Genomic DNA, 23911 nt, shown 5'->3' on the forward strand with positions numbered 1-23911 from the left:
ATTTTTTACAGTAAAATAATCTGATAATCATTATACTAGGGGTGTTAGCTCAGTTGGGAGAGCGCGACGCTGGCAGCGTTGAGGTCAGGGGTTCGAACCCCCTACACTCCACCACAAAAACTTTCTTTTCATATACATTTCACTACATATTGATACATATTTTTATCTTCAAATTTCCTCATTCAGGTATTTTATTCTTAAATATAGTTTAATCAAATTGCATATGGTTACATATGATATACCTATCATAACCTATTGCAGTCTTTAAAAAATGGTTACCAAAATGGATTTTTTTGTAAAAAAAGAAAATTACATTATGCCTATCAAAAGGATAAAATTTAATAATATTCCTGCTTTAATCATTAAGGTATTTAGATTTTAATTCAAAATTTATTTTTCTGCATTCTCAAGATTATTGTGCTTGCCTTTTGACTAAAACCTCTAAATGCAGGTATTCTTTTGCTTGTTTTTCATCTTTTGTGTGAATGTTTGTAATTACTTAACTCAATTCTATTTTCAATCCTTTGTTTTCAATTCATTGAGTGGTTTGAATGCTAAGGATATATCAATATGACAATAACCTTGAGGGTTTTTTTGCAAGTATTTTTGATGATATGGCTCTGCAGGATAATAGTTTTTGAGTTCTTTGACTTCAGTTTGAATAGGTTTATCATAATAATATTGAATCCTTTGGATAAAACGATAGATCTTTTCTAAAGTATCATTATTTTGGGTATATATGCCTGTTCGATATTGACTGCCGATATCATTCCCTTGCCTGTTAAGTAAGGTCGGATCAATGACAGAAAAAAACCTTTGCAATATCTCCTCTAAATCTAGCTTTTGATCGTTATAAACAATTCTAACAGTCTCAACAGCATTGCTCATGCCTGTACAGACAAGCTCATAGCTTGGATTAGGGATATTTGATTGGGCATAGCCTACCTCACTTTTACACACACCTTCAATAAGGTCAAAATATCCTTGTAAACCCCAAAAACAGCCTCCAGCAAGATAAATAGTTTTTAGCATTGCTTTCCTTGTGCAATATTTTAAAAAATGATAATACAGTTATGTTTTTAATTAAATCTTAATATAAGTGGTAAAAAGATGGTCGGAGTAGCGGGATTCAAACCCACGACCTCACCCACCCCAAGGGTGCACGCTAATCAGGCTGCGCCATACTCCGTAAACAAAGAGAATGCGTATTATATCATTAAAAATTTCTAAAATCCAATGCGAAATTAGAGAAGGGAATTGAAAATTTTCACATTAAAACATAATAATATATGGAATATTTTTTGCTTTATTTTATCTTAAAGTTTAGGATTCTAAGGAGAGAATGAATGCAGCTTTGGAAGCATTTAAGCTATTTTGCTATTGGTTTGGTTTTTTTATGTTTTTTTAATGTGAATCTTTATGCAGAAAAAATTGGCGATATTGCTAATATTGTAGGCGTAAGGGACAATCAACTTATAGGATATGGATTGATCATAGGGCTAAATGGTACAGGAGATAAGACAAGCTCAAAATTTACAATGCAATCCATTGCAAATATGCTTGAAAGTGTGAATGTAAAAATCTCTCCTGATGATATCAAATCAAAAAATGTTGCTGCAGTCATGATTACGGCTTCTTTACCTCCATTTGCAAGACAAGGAGATAAAATAGATATTCAAATCTCTTCTATAGGAGATGCAAAATCTATTGAAGGGGGTACTTTAGTGATGACTCCATTGACAGCAGTCGATGGAAATATCTATGCCATCGCACAAGGTGCAGTGGCTTTGGGAAGCTCACAAAATATACTTTCTGGTACTGTAGTGAATGGTGCGACTATAGAACGTGAGATCAGTTATGATCTTTATGACAAAAATGGGATGACTTTGAGTCTAAAAAAGACAAATTTTCAAAATGCTATTAAGATTCAAAATACCCTTAATAAAATCTTTGGCTCAGATATTGCTATTGCTATTGATCCAAGGACGATAAAAATCATTCGTCCTGCTAATCTGAGTATGATAGAGTTTTTGGCATTAGTTCAAGAGGTCAATATTGATTATTCCAATCGAGATAAAATCATCATAGATGAAAAATCTGGAACTATTGTAGCAGGCATTGGCATAATTGTTCATCCTGTAGTGGTTACAAGTGGAGATATTACTATTAAAATCACCAAAGAACCTTTAGATGATAAAAAAGCTCAAAAGATTGACACCAATAACAGTTTTGATCCTCAAGAAAATATTTTGAGTTCAAATGGTAAGTTTACAACTATCTCAAGTGTAGTAAAAGCCCTTCAAAAAATGGGAGCGAGTCCAAAAAGTATGATTTCTATCCTTGAAGCAATGAAAAAAAGTGGTGCTATAAGTGCTGAAATTGAGGTTATATAATGAACAAGATTGATGCAGGGATGCTTTATAATAATTATAATGTAGATAAGGTATTAAAAAACCAAGATTTAAAAGGCGATGATAAGGTTTTGAAAGAACAAACTGATGCTTTTGAGTCTTTAGTATTAAAATTCCTTTTAGATACTTCTTTAAAACTTGATGACCCCCTTTATCCAAAGCAAGCTGGAGGTGAAATCTATCAATCGATGTATAAAGAAAGCCTTTCAAAACAACTCAGTGGAAGTTTTGGCTACAGCGAATTATTGTTCAATTTCCTCAAAGAGCAACAACTTGGCAAAAGATGAATCACAAAATAAAAATATAATCAAACTTCAAGAAGATAAAGAAAGCCAAGATAAAGTTATAGGAAAAGATGTACTTGAAAAAATCAGTTCTCATGACAAGAGCGAGTTACTTGGACTTCTAAATGAATTCATCCTCCAAACATATAAGATTGAAAAAGAATTCAAAGACTATAAGGCATTATATGAATGGGTTATTGAGATTTTACCCCAAGCGATCTGGGTTAGGAACGATGATGAGAGTTTTTTTTATAAAAATACTCTAGCCAATGAAATCCAAGCGACTTTCCAAGAAGCACAAAAACAAGATTTTAGTGGAGAAATTGAATATGAACAGAAAACTTATTTATTTCAAAGCAATAGAATTCAAAACAAACAAGTCATAACTGCTACAGATATCAGTATCCAAAAAAGACAAGAACGTTTAGCAGCTATGGGGAGAGTTTCTGCCCATTTAGCTCATGAGATTCGAAATCCTATTGGATCGATCTCTCTTCTAACTTCTACTTTAATCAAAAAAGTTGAAAATTCTTCTAAGCCCATTATTCTGGAAATACAAAAAGCCTTATGGCGAGTCGAACGGATTATAAGTGCGACTTTATTGTTTTCTAAAGGGGTAAATATTCATAAAACATTACATCGATTATCCGAACTACAGGGTGATATTGAAGAAGCTATTGAGCAATACACTTATTCTAAACAAATAGAATTTTTATTTGACCTTGAGGAAAAGGAGGCATTCTTTGATTTCAATCTGATGGGTATTGTATTGCAAAATTTTATTTACAATGCCATTGATGCGATTGAAGATGCAGATATTTTGAGCGGTACAATCAAACTTGAGGCAAAAATCATTGATGGGTGTATTATTTTTAATATTACAGACAATGGCAAAGCTGTGGAAAATAAGAAACTACTTTTTGAACCTTTTGAAACAACTAAACTCAAAGGAAATGGCTTAGGACTTGCACTATCATTACAAATCACAGAGGCTCATGGGGGCAGTATTGAACTCTTAGAAAATCAAGATAAAGTTTTTCAAATCAAGATTCCAAATTGCTTATGAAACCAATTTATTTACCATTGTAATATATTATAAAATAATTATCTTAAATGATAAAATTTTTCCAAATAAGGAATCTAAATGAAAACTATTGAGCTACTAAAACAACTCCAAGCTGATTCTATTGTGCTTTTTATGAAAGTGCATAATTTTCATTGGAATGTAAAAGGTTCAGATTTCTATCATACACATAAAGCCACTGAAAAAATCTATGAAGAGTTTGCTGATATGTTTGATGATATTGCTGAAAGGATTGTTCAACTGGGCGAAAAACCTGTAGTAACGCTAAGTGAAGCTATAAAAACTGCCAAAGTAAAAGAAGAAACCAAAACAAATTTTAAATCCAATGAAGTTTTTAAAGACATTTTAAAAGATTATGAATATCTTGAAAAAGAGTTCAAAAAGCTATCTGAACATGCAGATAAAGATAATGATAAAGTAACAGCTGCTTATGCTGATGAAAATACAGCAAAATTGCAAAAATCTATTTGGATGCTCAAAGCACATTTGAGTTAATTTCTGGGACTTTGTCCCATTTTATTTCTTAATTCCTAGAATTGATTTTTTAAAGTTTAAGAAATACCCCCCCCCCCCTTTTTTTCCTCTATTATCATTTTTATTGTGTTATAATAATTCCAATGAAGCTTGATAGGGTATGCGATGATAAGGATATTGAATACTGATGATTTAGATTTTGAACAACAATTCAAACTTTTGCTAAATCGTGGCAAACTTGATATGAAAGTAGCAACTCAAAAAGCACAATGTTTGCTTGATGAGATTTTAAATACAGGTATTCAAGCAGTGATTGAACATATCAATAAATTTGATAGCTGGAATCCTAAAAACATCCAAGATATCTCCATTGATCCTAAAGAATGCAAAAAAGCATATGAAAAACTAGATAAAAGCACACAAAAAGCATTGCATACAGCTTATGAAAGGATATATGCCTTTCATTCAAAACAAAAACCAAAAACTTGGTTGGATTTAGAAGAAAATGGAAGCATGACAGGTCAAAAAGTAACCCCTGTAGATAGAGCAGGACTCTATATTCCGGGTGGAAAGGCAGCTTATCCAAGTTCTTTGTTGATGAATGCAATACCTGCAATAGTCGCTGGAGTAAAAGAAATCCTAATTTGTACCCCCACGCCAAATAATCAACCCAATGAAATTTTACTTGCTACAGCTTATATTTGCAAAATTCAAGAGATGTATAAAGTTGGTGGAGCGAGTGCGATTGGGCTTATGGCTTATGGAATTGATGGGATAAAAAAAGTAGATGTCATCACAGGCCCAGGAAATATATATGTTGCAGCCGCAAAAAAAATTGTTTTTGGCGAAGTTTCTATTGATATGATTGCAGGTCCAAGTGAAATTGCCATCATCGCTCATAAAGATCAAAATGCTAAATATATAGCCCATGATTTACTTTCTCAAGCAGAACATGATGAAATGGCAAGTTCAATCCTAATCACTCCAAGCACTGCATTAGCAACAGAAGTAACTAAAAATCTTTATGAAATACTCCCTATTTTAGAACGCGAAAATATCGCAAGAAAAAGCATTGAAAATCGTGCTATGATTATCATAGCAAAGGATTTGGATGAATGTATAGATTTAAGTAATCAGCTTGCACCAGAACATTTGGAAATACTCACCAAAAACCCTTTTGAGCTTTTGAGTAAAATCAAACACGCAGGTGCAATCTTTTTTGGAGAAAATACCCCTGAGCCTATAGGAGACTATCTTGCAGGTCCTAATCATACTTTGCCTACAGGTGGTGGAGCAAGGTTTTTTTCTCCTTTAAGCACAGAGCATTTTATGAAAAAAAGCTCTATCATTAGTTTTTCAAGACAAGCTATCTTGGAGTTTGGTGAGGATTGTGCTAAATTGGCTCATTTAGAAGGACTTGGAGCACATCAAAAAGCGATTTTAGCTAGAATAAAGGAGCAATAATGTGGGAAGAATTTGATAATCTTGAAGTATTAGAAGGTAGTCCTATTGAAAAATGGAAGGATGTTATTTTCAATGCAAGCCGTAACCTCGCAAGCATGGAGCTTGAAAGATTACTTGAATTACAAGCTATTTATGAGCTGATGTTTGAAGAATTCCAACTTGAAGGAAAACTCAAAGAAATGTATATGAGGATACAAGAGGAGTCTGATTTTCAAGAAAAAGTAAAGCATCATAAAAACAACATTGCTATTGAATCAATGGCTAAGATTTTAAGTGAAAATGAGTAAAATATTTTTTTTAGTTTTTTTTGCAGTGCTTGGCTTTTGTAAAGAACCTATTTGGAACTTTGATAAAAATATCATTCTAAAAAAAGATGAGGTTTATAAGGGTTTTGCTTATGAAGAAAATTTAAAAAAGCCCCTTATTTTAAGGTGGACATTGTATAAAAATAATGGTCTTGTAGTGCTTTTGAATTATGATAAATTCCCTTATCAATTTATCTTATATAAAGATTACCAAAGGGATACTTTCAAACTTCCATTATTTGTAAATAATGGATCAGACAAAACTTCATTTTTATATATTTCATTCAAAGATTTTGATCAAAAAGCAAATACAGCTTCATTATGGATAGGTATTTCTGGGGAAGCTAATTTTTTATCAAAATAGGGAGATAAGATATAATGTTAGGACAAATAGAAAAAAAAATACAAAATTTTATGCAAGAAATTGCCAATATAAATATAGAACAACTTTTTTCACAAATCATATCTGGAAAAATGCTTCGAAGTAAACTTATCTTAGCTATATGTCCTCATCATCCTAAAGTTATTGAACTATGTGCCATCATTGAAATGATACAAAGTGCTTCTTTATTACACGATGATGTGATTGATGAATCTGAAATTCGTCGAGGCAAACCTTCTTTAAACGCATCATTTGGAAATAAAAATGCTATTATGCTTGGTGATGTTCTTTATTCTAAAGCATTTTTTGAACTCACAAAAATGGATCAAAGAATTGCACAAAGTATTTCAAATGCAGTTATTGAGCTTTCAAGAGGTGAAATTGATGATGTATATCTATCTGAAAATTTCAATCCTAGTCAAGAAAAATATTTTCAAATGCTCAGGGATAAAACAGCCTCTTTGATTGGTGCAAGTGCAGAATGTGGTGCTATTTTAGCTGGACTTGATGATGTGAAATATAAAAACTATGGGATCAATTTAGGGATTGCATTTCAAATCATTGATGATGTTTTGGATGTCAAAGGGGATAGGGAAACTTTAGGAAAACCTTCAATGAGAGATTTTAAAGAAGGAAAAACAACGTTGCCATATATCTTTTTATATGAAAATCTCCCTGAAAATCAAAAGAAAATCTTAGTTTCTTATTTCCGACAAGATAGTCCAAAAATTGATGAATGGTTAAAAGAACATTTCAATAAATACAATATCATACATTCAGTGATTGACCAAGCAATAAGATATGGTGATTTAGCTATTGCTTCGATTAAAGACCAAAAAAATCATTTGCTTGAAGAAATAGTTGATAAAATGATATATAGGGAGTTTTAATGGAGCAGTTAGCAGGGTTTTTAGCGATTAGCTTTTCGCATAAAAGTACTCAAATTGATATAAGAGAAAAAATTGCTTTCAGTACAACTCAAGAAATAAAATCTTTTTTACAAAACTTAAAAATTGAAAATAAAAATATTCAAGAAGTTGTTTTGCTCTCAACTTGTAATCGTGTAGAAATTTATATTTATACTCCTGAATTTGAAGACACAAAAAAATTTGTGATAACAAAATTATCTAAAAAAAAATCTATTGATTTTGAAGAACTTCAAAAAAATGCTGATATTTATACCAATCAAGAAGCCATCCATCATGTTTTTTGTGTAGCTAGTAGTTTAGATAGTATTGTAGTAGGAGAAACTCAGATTGCTGGACAACTTAAAAGTGCTTATAAATTTTGCTTTGACAATCAATTGTGTGGCAAAAATCTTACTCGTCTTATCCATTTTGCCTTTCGATGTGCAGCTGCAGTAAGGAATTCTACTCAAATTTCAAATAATTCTATATCGGTAGCTTCTCTAGCAGCAAAAGAAGCTAATTCCTTGTTAGAAAAAAATGGCATAAAAGATAAAATTGCAGTTGTAATAGGTGTAGGCGAAATGGGGAGTTTGACGAGCAAACATTTGCTCCATTATGGTTATCGTATTTTATTGCTCAATCGCAATAAACAAAAAGCTCTTGTTTTAGCCGAAGAATTAAATAGTGAATATAACGATAAAATAGAAGTAAAAAATTTCTCTGAATTACCTACGCTCATCAATCAATATCCATTATTGTTTTGTGCGACTTCTGCGACTCAATTTATTATTTTGGATTCTATGGTAGAGGATGTGGATTTTAAACGTTTTTGGTTTGATCTTTCTGTGCCTAGAAATATCCAAAACCCTCAAATAGATAAAATCCATTTGTTTGATGTTGATGATTTACAACAAGTGGCTGATGAAAATCTTGAAAGCAGAAAAAAAAATACAATTAAAGCTTATGAAATTGTAGGTCAACATACATTAGATTTTTCTAAATGGCTCCAAAGTCTAGGGATAGACCCTCTCATAAAAAAGCTTCGCGAACTGGCTAAAAATGCTTCTTTAAAAGAATTAGAACGCTCTATAAAAAAAGGATTTTTGCCTAAAGAATATGAAGAAAATGTTGCAAAAATTTTACATAGTGCATTCAATGTATTTTTACACCAACCTACTATCAATCTCAAAAAAATTTCAGACAAAGAAGAAGCCGATCCTATCATTGAAGCTCTTAAAACTATTTTTGACATTAATGATGAGGTAGTATTGATAAATCGATACAAATGTGAATATGACACAATTTTACATTAATTAAAATCAAAAAGGATTCAAATGTTATTTTCTAAAATTTTTATCCCTACTATCAAAGAAAATCCAAAAGATGCTATCCTGAAAAGCCATCAATTTTTAATCCGTGCAGGGTATATCCATCAAATCGGAAGTGGGATTTATAATTTTTTGCCTTTGGGTAAAAAAGTTTTGGACAAAATCACAAAAATTATCAGACAAGAAATGAACTACTGTGGTGCTCAAGAAATAATAATGGGGTTTGTTACTCCTGCAGAGTTATGGAAAAAAAGTGGGCGATATGAAAAATATGGCAAAGAGCTTTTGAGACTCAAAGATAGAAAAGAAAATGAGTTTGTTTTAGGTCCCACTCATGAAGAAAATATTACAGAAATTGCTAAAGCTTATATAAAAAGTTACAAACAATTACCTGTAAATTTTTATCAAATACATACAAAATTTCGTGATGAGATTAGGCCTAGATTTGGATTAATTAGAGGCAGAGAATTTATAATGAAAGATGCTTATAGTTTCCATACAGATGAAGAAAGTTTACAAGAAGAATTTGATTTGATGGAAAAAGCTTATAGAAAAATATTTTATAATCTTGGATTAAATTTTAGGGTTGTAGATGCTGATAGTGGTGCTATTGGTGGCAGTGGAAGCAAGGAATTTATGGTTTTGGCAGAATGTGGTGAAGATGTCATTGTGGTTTGCCAAAAATGTGACTATGCAGCCAATATAGAAGCAGCAAAACGTAATAAACGAACTCCTAATTATATTGCCCCCAAAGCTAATTTTGCAAAATTCCATACTCCATGTATCAATAGTATTGAAAAATTAGCTGATTTTTTCAAAGTGGATAGTTTTTTTACCCTCAAAGCTGTGGTTAAAAAAATAATCTTTGATATTGAGAGCAAAAAAATTCCTGAATTAGTTTATTTCTTCTTAAGAGGAGATGATGAGCTTGAAGAAACAAAAGCTTTGAATGCTTTAAATAAAAGAGGTGCTCAAGCATTAGAACTGATTGAAGCTCAAAAGAGTGAATTGTTGGAAGTTGGTTTGAAGCCTGGTTTTATTGGTCCATATGCTTTAAAAAATCTTACAAATGCTAACTATATTATTTTTGATATAGATTTAAAAGATGAGGGGGATTTAATTTGTGGTGCCAATGAAGAAGATTATCACTTTATTGGTGTGGATTTAAGCACTTTTGAAGGATTATGTTATGAAGATATAACCAAAGTCAAGATAAAAGATAAGTGTTGTTTTTGTAATGGCAGCTTGGATCATAAAAAAGGAATTGAAGTTGGACATATTTTCAAACTAGGCAAGAGGTACTCACAAGACTTAGGTGCTACTTTTCTTGATAAAGATGGCAAAAGTGTTGCTTTTGAAATGGGTTGCTATGGGATTGGAGTGAGTCGTTTGTTGCCTGCTATTTTAGAGCAAAAAAGTGATGAAAAAGGTTGTGTATGGACAAAAACAATTTCTCCTTTTGATATTAGCATTATCATTTCAAATACAAAAGATGAGCAACAAATATCTTTTGCATATAAAATCTATGAAGAATTACTTTTAGCCTGTGTTGATGTTTTACTTGATGATAGGGATTTGAGGTTTGGGGCTAAAATGGCTGATTTTGAACTGATTGGTTTTAGGTATGCTTTGATTATTGGAAAAGCACTTGAAAATAATAAAGTTGAAATAATCAGAAGGGAAGGCTTACAAAAATTTGAAGTGCCATCTGAAAATTTGCTTGAAAATATAATTGAAATTTTAAAAAGAGATTGATATGCCTTTTTTATATATGATTGGAATTTTCTATTTTATATTAGAAATATTTTTGGTTTTGTATTGTATTGATTTGTTTGGCATAGGTTGGGTTCTTTTAGAAATGATTGGTAGTGCATTTCTAGGAATATTAATATTGGTAAGGATTCCACTGAAAATTTCAAATGATTTTTCGAAATTATTCCAAAAAAATTTGAGTCCTATGGCATTTTTGAGTGCGAATTTTATTTGTTTGATTGGGGCTATTTTTTTGATATTTCCCGGTATTTTAAGTGATGTTGTTGGAATCATTTTAGAATGCATTGGATTGTTAATGTTGAATTTCCCTAAACATAAAGAAAAATCTCAATATGATTCAAATAATGATAAAATTATTGATGTAGAAATCATCCCTGAAGAAAAAACTTGAGGCAAAAATAAAGAATGAAAAAGCTTATTATAGGCACAAGAGGTAGCATTTTAGCACTTTGGCAAGCTGAATATATTCAAAAAAGATTAGAAAATGAGTTGAATATCTTAAGTGAGCTAAAAATTGTCAAAACCAAAGGTGATAAGATTTTAGATGTGCCATTAACAAAAATTGGAGGGAAGGGATTGTTCACTAAAGAGCTTGAAGAATTACTACTTGATGGGAGTATTGATTTAGCAGTTCATTCTCTTAAAGATGTGCCTGTTGATTTTGTAGATGGATTAGGACTTGCTTGCATCACAAAACGTGAAGATGTTAGGGATTGTTTTTTGAGTCAAAATTTCTCAAAAATAGATAGTCTGCCAAATGGAGCTAGGATTGGCACAACTTCATTGAGACGTTCAATGCAAATAAAAGCATTTCGACCTGATTTAGATACTCAAAGTTTGAGAGGCAATGTGCAAACACGGCTAAAACGCTTGCAAAATAATGATTTTGATGCGATTATTTTAGCAAAAGCAGGTGTAAATCGTTTGGGTATTGATATAGAACAAGTCAAATATATCACACCCTTACCGATAGAAATGATGATTCCTGCAATGGGTCAGGGTGCATTAGGGATAGAGATGAGGAAAGATAATCAAATGTTTGTCACACTCCAAAAATTAAATGATGAGCCAACAAATATTTGTTGTAATGCTGAAAGGACTTTTGTAAAGATTTTAGAAGGTGGCTGTCAAGTACCTATTGGTATAAATGCAGAAATATTGAATGATAAAATTTTACTCAATGCAATCATAGGGCTACCAGATGGAACGAAAATTTTAAAAGATAAAATTGAAGGTCAAATCCATAAAGCAGAAGAATTGGCAGAAATCTTAGCCCATCGTTTTGTCCAAAAAAATGCTAAAGAATTATTAGTCCAAGCAGAAAGAATGGTATTTGAATAAATTTAAAGGTATTTATGGCATCAGCGATGAAAATCTTACCCCTTATGATAAAATTTTTGAAATGTTAGAAGTTGCTAGCAAAAGTGGGATGAAGATTTTTCAATTGCGTGATAAGCATCATAGAGATAATGAGATTTTTCAGTTGTGTACAGAAATCAAAGATTTTTGCAACCAAAATAATATAGTTTTTATCATTAATGACAGAGTTGATTTGGCTTTTAGGGTCAATCCTGAAGGTCTACATATTGGTGCTGATGATGGTTGCTTAAAAGAGGTTAAAAAGTATTTTGAAGGAAAGGTGGGGGTATCTTGCTATGACAGTTTGAAATTAGCTATAAAAGCTCAAAATGAAGGAGCTGATTATGTTGCTTTTGGAGCTTTTTTCCAATCTCAAACAAAACCTCAAGCAAAAAAAGCATCTTTAAAATTACTCATACAAGCTAAACAGGTTATAAAAATACCTATTTGTGCAATTGGAGGGATTAATCATCAAAATATCATTCAATTAAAAGAAGCTGATATGATTGCTATTGTTAGTGGGATTTGGAAAGGTAATATTGCAGAAAATATGAAATTATTAAAAAAGAATTGGCAAGGTTAAAAACCTTACCTGTAAAATTATCTTCCTTTGGGATTGGCTTCGTTAACTCGAATCATTCTACCCATAAAGTCTGTATTATCAAGAGAACTAATAGCTTGGAGTGCTTGTGCATCATCCATTTCTACAAATCCAAAACCTTTTGCTCTGCCAGTTTCTCTATCATTGATAAGCTTAACAGAAGCTACATTACCATATTTACTAAAAAGCTGTTTAATATCCTCTTCACTCGCACTATAGGCTAGATTTCCTACATAAATACTTTTCAAACTATTCTCCATTATACTAAAAATCAGAGGTGAAACCTCAACAAACACTTACTCTTTAATGTGTAGGCAGAGGAATCAGAAATGTGGAAAAACTAATAAGAACTCAAACATACATACTAAAGGTTATTATACTAGAGTATTTAAGCTTAAAAAAGATTGAAATGCTAGTCATTCATTCCTTAAAACAGATAAAATGTTAATTTTTGAAGCTTTTTTAGCTGGATAATAAGAAGAAATACAAACAATAATGATTGCCCCAATGATCGTAGAAAAAAAATCCAACAAGGATAAGTCAATAGGCAAACGAGATATCCCATAAACATCTACAGGCAAAGATATGACTGGGAATGTTGATAAGATATATAAAACTAACATTGCAAGGATTATGCCTAATAAAATCCCTCCTATACCAATAAAATTTCCTAGCCAAAAAAATGTTTTTTTAATTTCTACTGCTGTGGCTCCTAAGCTCAAAAGTAGTGCGATTTCTTTACGTCTATTCATTATCACCATCAATGAAGAACTGATAATATTCAATGAAGCCATCAGTATAATCAACATCAATATAATGAATAAAACCCTTTTTTCTAAAGCCATTGCTGCAAAAAAATTACCATTTTGTTGCCACCAACCCTCAGCTTCTATTCCAAAATTAGGTATTTCCAAGAGAGCTTGTTTGATTTTGTTAATATCATTCATGGGATCTTTTGAAAAAATATGGATTCCATCATAAATGCCTGGTGCTATATTTTTTATAGCTGCGATAGCAGAAAGATTTGTATAAATATAACTTGTATCATATGCCTTGAGACCTGAATCAAAAAAGCCCTTCACATCAAATCGCTTCATTGTAGGAGAAAATGTAAGTCCTGTGGGCTCAAGTTTTGTAAAAAATAAGCTAAGCTTGGAGTCTTTTTGGAGCATTAATGACTCCTCAAGTCCTTCACCAACAATCAAAGAAAATTTATCTTGATAAAAATCTTCAATATCAACCCCTTCAAGTGCTTTTGCAAAAACTTCATTAATTTTTGCTTCTTTTTCAATATTTACACCAAAAACAATCCCTGCACTCATAATACCATTAGCTCTAGCTACTGATTGGATACGCAGGTAAGGACTGAAAAGTAAATTTGGGAATCTTTCTTCAAGTGATTGAAGGATATTTTCAGAAATACCTTTGTTGCTTGTAGCAAATAGTGTTATAGGGTAATTCATGACAAAAAGTTTTTTTTCAAATTCTTTGCTCATTCCATTCATTATCGCCATCGCCACAATCAAGACCATAACGCCTACACCCACACCTAAAAAAGCAAGGATAGCAGTGATAGAAATAAAAGGTTGATTTTTATCAAATCGCAAATATCTCCTAATAAGGAATAATACAAGGGTTGATTTTTTAAACATTGTTTTTTGCCAATAATCCTTTTTTTGGACCACTTTTTCCATGGCATATTTTATACTTTTTGCCACTACCACAAGGGCATAAATCATTACGAGATATTTTTTTAGGGTTTAAATCAAACTCTATCTCATCAGTATTATAATCAAGATCCTCTTGTGATTCTTCAAGTTGTTCTAAGATTTTTTGTGTAGAATCTTGGACTTCTTCGTTGACATTTTCTGCTTGAAATTGGATAAAATGAAGGGTTTTTAAAGCCTCTATTTTTATGGATTCTATCAATTCCAAAAATAGATTATAGCTTTCCTTCTTGTATTCTACTAAGGGATCTTTTTGATTATAACCTCTAAGACCTATACCTGTTTTTAATGTATCCATTGTATAGAGATGTTCTCTCCACTTATTGTCAAGCACTTGTAGATATATAATTCTTTCAATCTCATTGCGTTGCTCCGATTCCAAAGAAGACATTTTTTCTTCATATATCTTTGTGATTTGCTCTAAAATCATATTTTGAATATTGCCTTCATTGGTATTATCAAATAAGCTATCATCAAGTTCTACTCCAAAATCTTCTTTAATGATTGATTTGATGCCTTGCATATCAATATTTTCTATCCCCTCAAACATTCTAGCCCCCAAAATACTTTGATTGAGCATATATTGGCGATTTTCAACAATACGATTGTGAATATTATAATTAGAATCTAAAAGCTCATTCCTAAATTTATAAACCGTTTTTCTCTGCTCATTAGCAACATCATCATATTCTAATAGATGCTTACGTGATTCAAAATGCAAATTTTCTACTTTTTTTTGTGCATTCTCTACTGATCGAGTGACCAAACCAGATTCAATATGTTCACCATTTTTTAACCCCAATCGCTCCATCACGCCTTTTATTTTATCACTACCAAAAATCCTAAGGAGAGGATCTTCTAAACTTAAATAAAATTGGCTCGTGCCAGGATCCCCCTGTCTACCACTTCTGCCACGTAGTTGATTATCTATCCTACGGCTTTCATGTCTCTCTGTGCCTATGATATATAGACCGCCAATATCTTTGATTTCTTGTTCGAGCTTGATATCTACACCTCTTCCTGCCATATTTGTGGCAATAGTAACAGCCCCTTTTTTTCCAGCATCTTTTATGATTTCTGCTTCTTTGGTATGCTGTTTTGCATTCAAAACAGTGTGAGGAATACGTTGCTTTTGTAATAAATGATGTAAAACCTCACTTTTTTCAATACTAGCAGTTCCTACTAAAACTGGTTGCCCCTTATTATAAAGTTCTTTGATTTTATTGATAACAGCTTCAAATTTTTCTATTTCACTTTTATAAATAAGATCATTAAGATCTTTCCTTTGAATAGGAACATTGGTAGGGATAGAAACAACTTCTAAATTATATATTTGGAGGAATTCACTTGCTTCAGTTTGTGCTGTACCTGTCATACCTGAAAGTTTTTGATAGAGTCTAAAATAATTTTGAAAAGTAATATCAGCTAATGTTTGACTTTCTTCTTTTATCTTCACACCTTCTTTTGCCTCTAAAGCTTGGTGCAATCCTTCACTAAAACGTCGACCTTCACTCAATCGACCTGTAAACTCATCAACAATCACTACTTCACCTTCTTGAACCACATAATCTTTATCTTTTACAAAAAGATAGTTTGCTTTGAGGGCTTGATCGAGGTGATGAGAAAGTGGAGCATTTTCAATACTATATAAATTATCAACCTTAAAGAATTCTTCTGCTTTCTTGATACCATTTTCATTGATAAGGATGACACGATTTTTTTCATCAATACTAAAATCTTCTTGAGGTATGAGCTTACTAGCAACTTTATCTGCTAATTCATAATTTTGCATTTTTCGATTCACTGGACCAGAGATAATCAGGGGGGTTCTTGCTTCATCGATCAAAATAGAATCTACTTCATCAATGATAGCAAAGAAATGCTCTTTTTGAACTTTTTGTCCTAAAGAATATTTCATGTTATCCCTAAGATAATCAAAACCAAATTCATTATTTGTGCCATAAATAATATCATTGTTATAAGTCTTTAATCTATGTGAATCATCTTTAATTTCTGAAGTGATAACCCCAATACTATAACCCAAAAAATTATATAAAGGTTGCATTTCTTCAGCATCTCGATTGGCAAGATAATCATTAACAGTAACAACATGGACACTTTTACCCATCATAGCATTCAAAGCAACTGCTAATGTTGCCACTAAGGTTTTCCCTTCACCTGTTTTCATTTCAGCAATTTTGCCTTCATTTAGAACCATACCACCGATAAGTTGCACATCAAAATGACGCATATTTAAAATCCTCTTAGAAGCTTCCCTTGTAATAGCAAAGCTATCTTCTAATACTTCATCAAGGATTTTTTCTTTATTTAAAACCATAGATTTAAATTTAGAAAATTCTGTTTTGAGAGCATCATCATCCATTTTTTGATATTTTGACTCTAATGCATTAATGGCTTGAACACGTTTATAATATTTTTTGATGAGTTTGTCATTTCTCGTGCCTATAATTTTTCCTATCAGTGTCTGTAACATTCCATTGCCTTCATTTTTTCAATTAATTTTTACTCAGTGTGAATTCTAACATAGTTACGATAAAATTGCTTTAAACATAAGTATGAATGATATTCTAAGGTAGCAACATAATGAGTGTATTTAAGTTTTGGGTCATTTTTTTATTATATATAAATTTATTATATAGCTGGGGTCAAAATATTCAAAGTTTTCGTTCTGATTTTTCTCAAATTATTGAGAGTCAAGAGGGTAGAAAAGTTTCTTATAGTGGTAATATTGAAGCAAAAGCTCCAAACCTTGTAAAATGGACTTATTTAAAACCATTAAAGAAAGAGATTTTTATCAGGGGTGAGGATGTTGTGATTTATGAGCCTAGCCTTTATCAAGCAACTATTTCACATTTAAAACAAAAAACTGATTTTCTCTCAATACTCAAAAAAGCCACTTTACAAAAAGATGGCAGATATCGATCTGATATTGGTCATAATTCTTATTTTTTGACATTAAAAAATGGTAAACCTTATTCACTTGAATTTATAGATGAACTTGAAAATAAAATTTATATTGAGTTTAAAAAAGTTTTGATAAATTCAAATATTAATGATAAAGATTTTATTTTTATTCCTAAAGAGGGTATTGATATCATTCAACAATAAAATATAAAAAATAGATTTTGATATAATAGAAGCTTTAATTTGGAGATTTGATTATGCAAAATAAAACAAAAATTAATCGCTTTGTTTTCATAGGAATCATTTTAATCACACTCAATTTACGTGGTCCAATCACTGGTGTAGGACCAATTATTGAACTCATCAAAGAACAATATCATTTTTCAAATGCTCTAGCGGGTCTCATTACTACCTTGCCTTTATTTGCATTTGCTGTTTTTTCTCCTTTAGTTGCTCGATTCAAATACGTTCAAATGATGTTTTATGGGCTTATACTTATAACCTTTGGTGAGGTAATACGTTCTTATTTTGGAGAAATTGGTCTTTTTTTGGGAACTTTAATGATGGGGATAGGGATTGCTATTGCTAATGTCTTGCTCCCTAGTATCATTAAAACAAAATTTCCAAAAAATTTTGGCAAGGTAATGAGTCTGTATTCATTGATATTGGTCATATCGGCAGCTATAGGCGCAGGTATTTCTGTGCCTATAGCCATATCTTTAGGATTAGGGTGGAAAAATACTCTTGCTATCTGGGCATTCATTGCATTCATTGCCCTAATATTTTGGTACCCACATTTAAAAGGTAGAAGAAAATATCAAAATAATAAAATAACAATCAAAGATGATAAACCTATTTATAAATACTCAACTGCTTGGTGGATTACTTTATTTATGGGGACACAATCATTAATTTTTTACAGTGTAATTGCTTGGTTTCCATCTATACTCATTGATAAAGGTTTTGATCTACACTTTGCGTCAAATATGACATTGCTTTATCAAATTTGCTCAATGCCTATTGCTTTATTTGGACCTTTAGTTATCTCTAGGGTTCGCAATAAATATAAACACTTTTTTAGTACATGTTTGTGCTTGATGTATGGGCTTGCTTTTGGCATCCTTTATGGAGAAAGTAGTATTTTAATGATGTTCATAGCTACTTTTCTCCTTGCATTTCCAATGGGTGGATTATTTGGAATTGCTTTGTTGTTTATTTCTACCAAAGTTTCTTTACCCCAAAAAGTAGCTCGTTTATCTGGAATGTCTCAATCCTTAGGGTATTTGATAGCTGCGACAGGTCCTATTTTTTTAGGTTTCATTTATGATATCTTTGGATCATGGAAAGTGCCATTGATAGTATTCATAGCACTTACAATATTATTGATATTTTTTGCATATAAAGCAAGCAACTCACAAACAATCTAAGTCAAAAAAACAATTGTAACAAAACTTATTTTGTTACAATTGTTTTAATACCATTATTACCAAAGACTAAAATCCTTTTCATTTTACCTTTATATTTATCTAGAGCTTTAGTAAAATCTGCTGTGCTTTTAATAGAAATATCTTCAATTTGAGAAATAATATCTCCTTGAACAAAACCAACTTGTTCTGCAGGCGAATTATCTGCTACTGAAGTTACAATTACCCCATTTATATTTTCGGGGATTTTATACCTTTGTCTGATTTGAGGAGTCAATGTTTCGACTTTAAGTCCACTGAGTTGACCTTGTGTATTATCTTTAGGGACAGTAACTTCTTTTTTATTTGAATTTTTCCTTTCACCTAGAGCAATCATAACTGTATTTTCTTTTTTATCACGTATATATTTTAATGTGATTTTTTGATTGGGACTAAAAGAACCAATAAGATTTTTAAGTTCTGTGGCATTTTTTATTTTTTTACCATCAACTTCAGTGATCAAATCCCATACCATCAATCCTGCTTTTTTTGCAGGAGAATCTTTTTCAATACTGATAACAACGGCACCTTGTTTGTCTTGATAAGTATCCCTCAAGTCATTAGTAACATCTTGAATACCTATGCCTAGGTATCCTCTTTCAATTTTGCCATTTTTGATTAATTGGGTTGCTACGGTTTTGACCATATTAGAAGGTATCGCAAAACCAATACCATTATTCCCACCAGTTCTTGAGATAATAGCAGTATTAATACCTACCAATGCCCCGCGACTATCAATAAGTGCTCCTCCGGAATTTCCCGGATTTATAGAGGCATCTGTTTGGATAAAGTTTTCATAATTATTAAGCCCTATTCCTTTATTTAATGCTGAAACAATACCTTGAGTCAATGTCTCTCCAACTCCAAAAGGATTCCCTATAGCAAATACAATATCCCCCACAAGCAAATCTGAACTATTAGCAAACTTAATAAAAGGTAAATTTTGTTTATTGATACGGATCACAGCCAAATCACTATCAGAATCTGTACCTACCAATGTAGCAGAGTATTCTTGTGTGCTTCCAGGTAAGGTAACTGTGATTTTGTCAGCACCATCAATGACATGATTATTAGTCACGATATAACCATCTGGAGAAATTATAACTCCACTACCTAAAGATCTTTCTATTCTGTCTTTTGGAACTTGATTGTATAAATCACCAAAGAATTGTTGAAAAAAAGGATCATTAAACATTGGATTGTTAACAAGTTGATTTTTTATCTTTTTTTGTGTAGAAATATTTACAACTGCTTGAGTTGCTTCCTTGATGGAGGCATTATAAGAATAAACTGAATTTGCAGATACATCTGGTCCCACGCGTTTATTGACACTAGGCATATCTTGAATACCAAAAGCACTTAAAGTTAAAGTTCCTGCCAAAACAGCACTAATCACAACTTTGTATTTCATAAATAACTCCTAAATTTTTAAATTAAGAAAAATTTTAAATCAGAATCATAAATATTTCTAAAACTAAAATTTTTTTATCAATCCAAACAAATAATTTTCCATTCTTTTTTCAAAGTATCTAGATTATATTTTGCATTCGCAGGACTCGTAGAAGGTAAAATAATTACATCTTTTAAAATACTTGAATAACAAAATTTCATATATAAATCTGCTGCTTTTTTTCCATTAGTGAAAATATTTTTTATAGGAGCATTTTGAAGGATTTTAGCAATATTATTTGGAATAATATTTTTAATACTAGCATCACTTGAACCTACAATCTCGCAGCTTTCAATCACGTCCCACAGAGCAATATGATTTTGTAATAAAACTTTTATTTTTGAATTTTTATCTTTTAAAAGAGTATTAGGGAAAAAAGATGAAATGATTTTCCAAAAACGATTTTGTGGATGTTCATAATAAAACCCTTTACGAGAAGCCTGTGAAGGAAAAGTACCTAAAATCAAGATTTCAGAATTTTTATCATAAATTGGTGCAAAAGGATGTTTTAGCCAAGAATGTTTCAATGGATTTGCTCTAATTCTTCAATAGTCTTTGAAATGATCTTTAAAAGCACTTGAAAATCCTCAGTTTTTGAGTCATCCAAGACAGGATTGAATTCTGTAAATTCTATAGCTATAAGTTTCTTTTCTAAGCCTCTTATCAATAACTCTATACACTCTTGAAGCTCAAATGGATAAAGTCCGTTATTTTCCCTGACACCAGTAGAAGTAAAAATTTTTCCATCCATCACATCTACATCAACACTCAAATACACGCGATGAGTTTTTTCCAATGAAGTGATAACTTCATTGATGACGTTTTGGATATTTTGACGAACTTGTCTGACAGAGTAAAGAGGAATTTTAAACTTTTCAATCATGTCTTTTTCAGATTTTTCCAAACTCCTCACACCTATATATGTGATATTTTGAGGTTTTATATTCCTTTGTGTACTCAAAGTACAAAGCTTTTCCCATTCACTTTTTTCACTTTCTTCTAAGCAATTTTCTCCACTTTTAGCAATGTTTAAAATCCCTCCTACAGGCATACCATGAATATTTCCAGAATTGCTATCATATGGAGTGTGTAAATCTGAATGTGCATCTATCCAAATGACTGCAATCGGTTCCTCATAATATATTTCTTCAAAAGCTTGTAGAATACCCAGAGCATTGGAATGATCACCACTAAAAATTAAAGGAAATTCTCCGCTTTCAATAACTTTTTTTGCCTCTGGGATCAATTTATTTTCAAAAAATTCACAAATTGCCTTGATATTTTTAGCATATTTTGGTGAATTTTGAAGATTTTGAAGCAATGCTTGATTAATGATTCTTGTCTGTTTCAAATCATTATGATTTTTTCTAAAATGCTCCATTAGCAAGTCTACGCCTTTAGAAGAACCCCTTTTTGAAGCACCAATATCTGAAAATACACCTATTAACTGCAATGACATGATGACCTTTCTATCAAACTTAATTTTTTTTAAATTTATCTTTAGTTAAAAAATAAATAATATAACATAATAATATATATACAATAGTTGCCCATATACCTAATCGCTGTTCTGGATCAAAATATGCACCCACAACTCCTATCAAACAACCTAATATGCCAATGATTTGAGTCAAAGGTGTGAAAGGTGTTTTATAAGGCAAATCTTGTAGTTTTCCCCCATCTTTGAGATAATGTTTACGAAAAATATATTGAGAAATCAATATACTCACCCAAACGATAACAACAGTAAAACTGATAACTGATATAAGTGTTTCAATAACCTTAGATGGTGCATAAATACTTGTAAAAAGAGCCACTAAAGAAAAAACCATTGAAAAATATAGTGCATAAATTGGGGTGCCTTTTTTATTTAGTTTGGAAAACAATGCAAAATACATTTTTTTTTCAGATAATCCATAAATCATCCTGGAAGCACCATAGAGTCCTGAATTTGCTGTGGATATTAATGCTGAAACAATGATAAAATTCATTATAGAAGCTGCGTATGGGATGCCATTTTCAAAAAAAGGTAATTTTATCCTTTCAAGTACACTTACAAAAGGACTTTGAGTGATAGTAGAATCATTCATAGGTAAAAAAACAGAGATGATAAAAACAGAACCTAGAAAAAATACTATCAATCGCAATAAAGTGGCTTTAATTGCTTTAGGCATTACTTGTTTTGGATTTTTTGTCTCTCCCACTGCCACACCAATAATCTCCGTACCTGTAAATGCAAACATTACAGCCAAAATAGTACCAAAAACTGCAAAAATACCATTAGGGAATAATCCACCTTTTTCAAAATAAAAATTTTTAAAAATCGCTTCAAACCCCTCAATATAAAAATGATAAGCAATGGCAATGAAACCTATAATCAAAAATATAATCACTGCAGCAGTCTTGATAAAACTCAATAAAAACTCGCCTTCAGCAAAAATTTTTACTGAAAAAGAATTTAGTAAAAACACTAAAAAAGCACAAGCAATGACCCACCAATATATAGGAATATCCGGGAACCAATATTGCATCAAAAACCCTACAGCAATATACTCTACTCCTGCTGTAATGACCCAACCTAGCCAATAAAGCCAAAAAATCATATAACCAGTTGCATGACCAATAAAACGATAAGAATAATCACCAAAACTCCCTGTATTTGGAAAATAGCTAGCCAGCTCTCCCAAAGAAAGCATTATACTATAAATAACAATTGAGCCAACAGCATAGGCAATAAGAGTGCCTAGTGGACCAGCTTGATGGATATTCCCTCCTGTACCTACAAAAAGTCCAGTCCCAATAGCACCTCCAAATGCTATCATTAAAAGATGACGCAATTTTATATCCCTAACAAGATGTTCTTTTTTATTATCAATATCTATTTTTTTATTTTCCATTGTCATACTCCTATATAGCTACAATTAAAACCGAAAAAAATATTTTTGATACAGATTCATATATTTTTAGGACAAATTTATTCAATAAAAATTACAAATAGTAACAATTTTGAATTGATAAAATTTTGCAATCCATTTTAAAAATACAAAAAAAGGAGTTAATTGGATTAGTTTTTTAAGAATACAAGGAGTATTTTCACAAGAGAAGTTCTAAAACCGCATATTAAAACAAAGTAGATATAGTCACTTGGATTTTAAGCTTCAAATCACTTATGTTTTATATGACGTTTTAAACTAATTTTACACTATATATAAATTTTCATAGACTATAGCCTTTTTCTTTGTGTTATATCATTAAAGATACCTATTAAATCATCTTTTGAATACCAATAATCTTCATATCCATCCCCAACCGTTGTATTGGTTATCCTCATTAAGGCTAATTTAACATCAATTTCAGTTTTTCCAACATTAAATATTTCATTTAAAAAAACTTTTTTATATCCATCAATTTTATGATCATAAGCACTACTAAATCTATCTCCTTTAGGGTCAATAAAAAGTATTGTTTGCTTATTTTCTTTTTGTAACCAAAAAATAAAATCAGGATAAAATGATTTTTCTTCTCCATCTTTATTTAAAGAGATATAAAATTAACCATATAGGCCATTTTAAACTTCTCCATTGTTATATCCAAATCTATTTATTTTTTACCCCTCCCTTTAATTAATAACATAGGATCTCAAGCAAAAAAATATTAAATGATGCTTTTTGGTAGGTATAACGGGGTAATAGATATTCAAATCAAATAATCCAATCAAATCAAATTCAAATCCCCTCCCTCTTCAAATATAAAATATAATTTGTGCTGGTCTATATTTTTTGTGAGGAAAGGAAAACCTTCAATCATTTGCAATCTTTCAATGAACTAAACTTATACTATCTCACTATCCAAAAACCTTGAAGGTTTTAAAACCTCCATTTGAATCCTAGATTGATACTCCCATACCTTGCTATCCCACTGAGTTTGGTTCCAACAGAAGCATTGACAAATATGTGATCACTTGCTTGCCATT

At 31.3% G+C, this 23911-nt stretch carries 23 protein-coding genes and 2 tRNA genes; 16 read left to right on the forward strand and 9 right to left on the reverse strand.

Features of this window, described 5'->3' with window-relative positions:
• Positions 1-38 precede the first annotated feature (38 nt).
• A tRNA-Ala gene (locus BKH44_RS07470) sits at positions 39-114 on the forward strand.
• 402 nt (positions 115-516) lie between these two features.
• Here the strand turns inward: BKH44_RS07470 and msrA are convergent.
• Together msrA and BKH44_RS07480 are read right to left on the reverse strand one after the other, a co-directional pair.
• On the reverse strand, positions 517-1032 hold the full coding sequence (msrA, locus tag BKH44_RS07475) for a peptide-methionine (S)-S-oxide reductase MsrA (RefSeq protein WP_095271933.1): 516 nt from the start codon (positions 1030-1032) through the stop codon (positions 517-519).
• A gap of 79 nt (positions 1033-1111) precedes the next feature.
• Positions 1112-1189 (reverse strand) — tRNA-Pro (locus BKH44_RS07480).
• A gap of 157 nt (positions 1190-1346) precedes the next feature.
• On the opposite strand from BKH44_RS07480, the gene BKH44_RS07485 reads away from it, so the two are divergent.
• The 13 genes from BKH44_RS07485 (at position 1347) to thiE (ending at position 12355) form a co-directional block, all read left to right on the forward strand.
• Positions 1347-2393, forward strand: coding sequence for a flagellar basal body P-ring protein FlgI (locus BKH44_RS07485; RefSeq protein ID WP_095271934.1), 1047 nt, complete (start codon positions 1347-1349; stop codon positions 2391-2393).
• Positions 2394-2413: 20 nt separating this feature from the next.
• Positions 2414-2698 (forward strand): hypothetical protein, encoded by a 285-nt coding sequence (locus tag BKH44_RS08990; RefSeq protein WP_257842623.1) that lies wholly within the window; start codon positions 2414-2416, stop codon positions 2696-2698.
• 16 nt (positions 2699-2714) lie between these two features.
• Positions 2715-3761, forward strand: coding sequence for an ATP-binding protein (locus BKH44_RS07490; RefSeq protein WP_257842624.1), 1047 nt, complete (start codon positions 2715-2717; stop codon positions 3759-3761).
• A gap of 78 nt (positions 3762-3839) precedes the next feature.
• Entirely contained in the window at positions 3840-4274 is a 435-nt protein-coding gene (locus tag BKH44_RS07495; RefSeq protein WP_095271939.1) for a Dps family protein, read from the forward strand.
• A 144-nt stretch (positions 4275-4418) separates the two neighbouring features.
• Positions 4419-5717 (forward strand): histidinol dehydrogenase, encoded by a 1299-nt coding sequence (hisD, locus tag BKH44_RS07500; RefSeq protein WP_095271942.1) that lies wholly within the window; start codon positions 4419-4421, stop codon positions 5715-5717.
• Complete coding sequence (locus BKH44_RS07505; RefSeq protein WP_095271944.1) at positions 5717-6004, forward strand: DUF2018 family protein; 288 nt, start codon at positions 5717-5719, stop codon at positions 6002-6004. Before hisD ends, BKH44_RS07505 begins: the two co-directional genes overlap by 1 nt.
• On the forward strand, positions 5997-6386 hold the full coding sequence (locus tag BKH44_RS07510) for a hypothetical protein (protein ID WP_257842622.1): 390 nt from the start codon (positions 5997-5999) through the stop codon (positions 6384-6386). The genes BKH44_RS07505 and BKH44_RS07510 overlap by 8 nt, the downstream gene beginning before the upstream one ends.
• Before the next feature lie 14 nt (positions 6387-6400).
• Complete coding sequence (locus BKH44_RS07515) at positions 6401-7294, forward strand: polyprenyl synthetase family protein (protein ID WP_095271947.1); 894 nt, start codon at positions 6401-6403, stop codon at positions 7292-7294.
• Complete coding sequence (gene hemA, locus BKH44_RS07520; protein WP_095271950.1) at positions 7294-8625, forward strand: glutamyl-tRNA reductase; 1332 nt, start codon at positions 7294-7296, stop codon at positions 8623-8625. Before BKH44_RS07515 ends, hemA begins: the two co-directional genes overlap by 1 nt.
• A gap of 21 nt (positions 8626-8646) precedes the next feature.
• Complete coding sequence (locus tag BKH44_RS07525) at positions 8647-10395, forward strand: proline--tRNA ligase (protein ID WP_095271952.1); 1749 nt, start codon at positions 8647-8649, stop codon at positions 10393-10395.
• Between the two features lies 1 nt (position 10396).
• Complete coding sequence (locus BKH44_RS07530) at positions 10397-10804, forward strand: FxsA family protein (protein WP_095271955.1); 408 nt, start codon at positions 10397-10399, stop codon at positions 10802-10804.
• Between the two features lie 14 nt (positions 10805-10818).
• Positions 10819-11754, forward strand: a complete 936-nt coding sequence (gene hemC / locus BKH44_RS07535) for a hydroxymethylbilane synthase (protein ID WP_095271958.1) — start codon at positions 10819-10821, stop codon at positions 11752-11754.
• Positions 11747-12355 carry a thiamine phosphate synthase gene (thiE, locus tag BKH44_RS07540; protein ID WP_095271961.1) on the forward strand — a complete coding sequence of 203 codons (609 nt, stop codon included), beginning with the start codon at positions 11747-11749 and terminating at the stop codon, positions 12353-12355. The genes hemC and thiE overlap by 8 nt, the downstream gene beginning before the upstream one ends.
• Before the next feature lie 17 nt (positions 12356-12372).
• Here the strand turns inward: thiE and BKH44_RS07545 are convergent, their stop codons facing one another.
• From BKH44_RS07545 to secA, 3 genes are all read right to left on the reverse strand, one after another.
• Positions 12373-12621, reverse strand: coding sequence for an RNA-binding protein (locus BKH44_RS07545; protein WP_180674146.1), 249 nt, complete (start codon positions 12619-12621; stop codon positions 12373-12375).
• A 168-nt stretch (positions 12622-12789) separates the two neighbouring features.
• Positions 12790-14025, reverse strand: coding sequence for an ABC transporter permease (locus tag BKH44_RS07550; RefSeq protein WP_095271987.1), 1236 nt, complete (start codon positions 14023-14025; stop codon positions 12790-12792).
• Positions 14018-16594: a preprotein translocase subunit SecA gene (gene secA, locus BKH44_RS07555; RefSeq protein WP_095271963.1), complete on the reverse strand. Its 2577-nt coding sequence runs from the start codon at positions 16592-16594 to the stop codon at positions 14018-14020. The genes BKH44_RS07550 and secA overlap by 8 nt, the downstream gene beginning before the upstream one ends.
• 110 nt (positions 16595-16704) lie before the next feature.
• On the opposite strand from secA, the gene lolA reads away from it, so the two are divergent.
• A complete protein-coding gene (lolA, locus tag BKH44_RS07560; protein WP_095271966.1) occupies positions 16705-17229 on the forward strand; it encodes a LolA-like outer membrane lipoprotein chaperone in 525 nt (174 codons plus the stop codon).
• A 53-nt stretch (positions 17230-17282) separates the two neighbouring features.
• Positions 17283-18452 (forward strand): MFS transporter, encoded by a 1170-nt coding sequence (locus BKH44_RS07565; RefSeq protein WP_095271969.1) that lies wholly within the window; start codon positions 17283-17285, stop codon positions 18450-18452.
• Between the two features lie 25 nt (positions 18453-18477).
• On the opposite strand, the gene BKH44_RS07570 is transcribed toward BKH44_RS07565, so the two are convergent.
• From BKH44_RS07570 to BKH44_RS07585, 4 genes are all read right to left on the reverse strand, one after another.
• Positions 18478-19899, reverse strand: coding sequence for a Do family serine endopeptidase (locus tag BKH44_RS07570; protein WP_095271972.1), 1422 nt, complete (start codon positions 19897-19899; stop codon positions 18478-18480).
• A 77-nt stretch (positions 19900-19976) separates the two neighbouring features.
• Positions 19977-20465, reverse strand: a complete 489-nt coding sequence (locus BKH44_RS07575; RefSeq protein WP_095271974.1) for a DNA-deoxyinosine glycosylase — start codon at positions 20463-20465, stop codon at positions 19977-19979.
• Entirely contained in the window at positions 20462-21397 is a 936-nt protein-coding gene (rocF, locus tag BKH44_RS07580) for an arginase (protein WP_095271977.1), read from the reverse strand. Before rocF ends, BKH44_RS07575 begins: the two co-directional genes overlap by 4 nt.
• Before the next feature lie 19 nt (positions 21398-21416).
• Positions 21417-22835, reverse strand: a complete 1419-nt coding sequence (locus tag BKH44_RS07585) for an amino acid permease (protein WP_095271979.1) — start codon at positions 22833-22835, stop codon at positions 21417-21419.
• Positions 22836-23911: the final 1076 nt, after the last annotated feature.

It is taken from the genome of Helicobacter sp. 13S00477-4 (assembly GCF_002272785.1).
Taxonomy (GTDB): domain Bacteria; phylum Campylobacterota; class Campylobacteria; order Campylobacterales; family Helicobacteraceae; genus Helicobacter_J.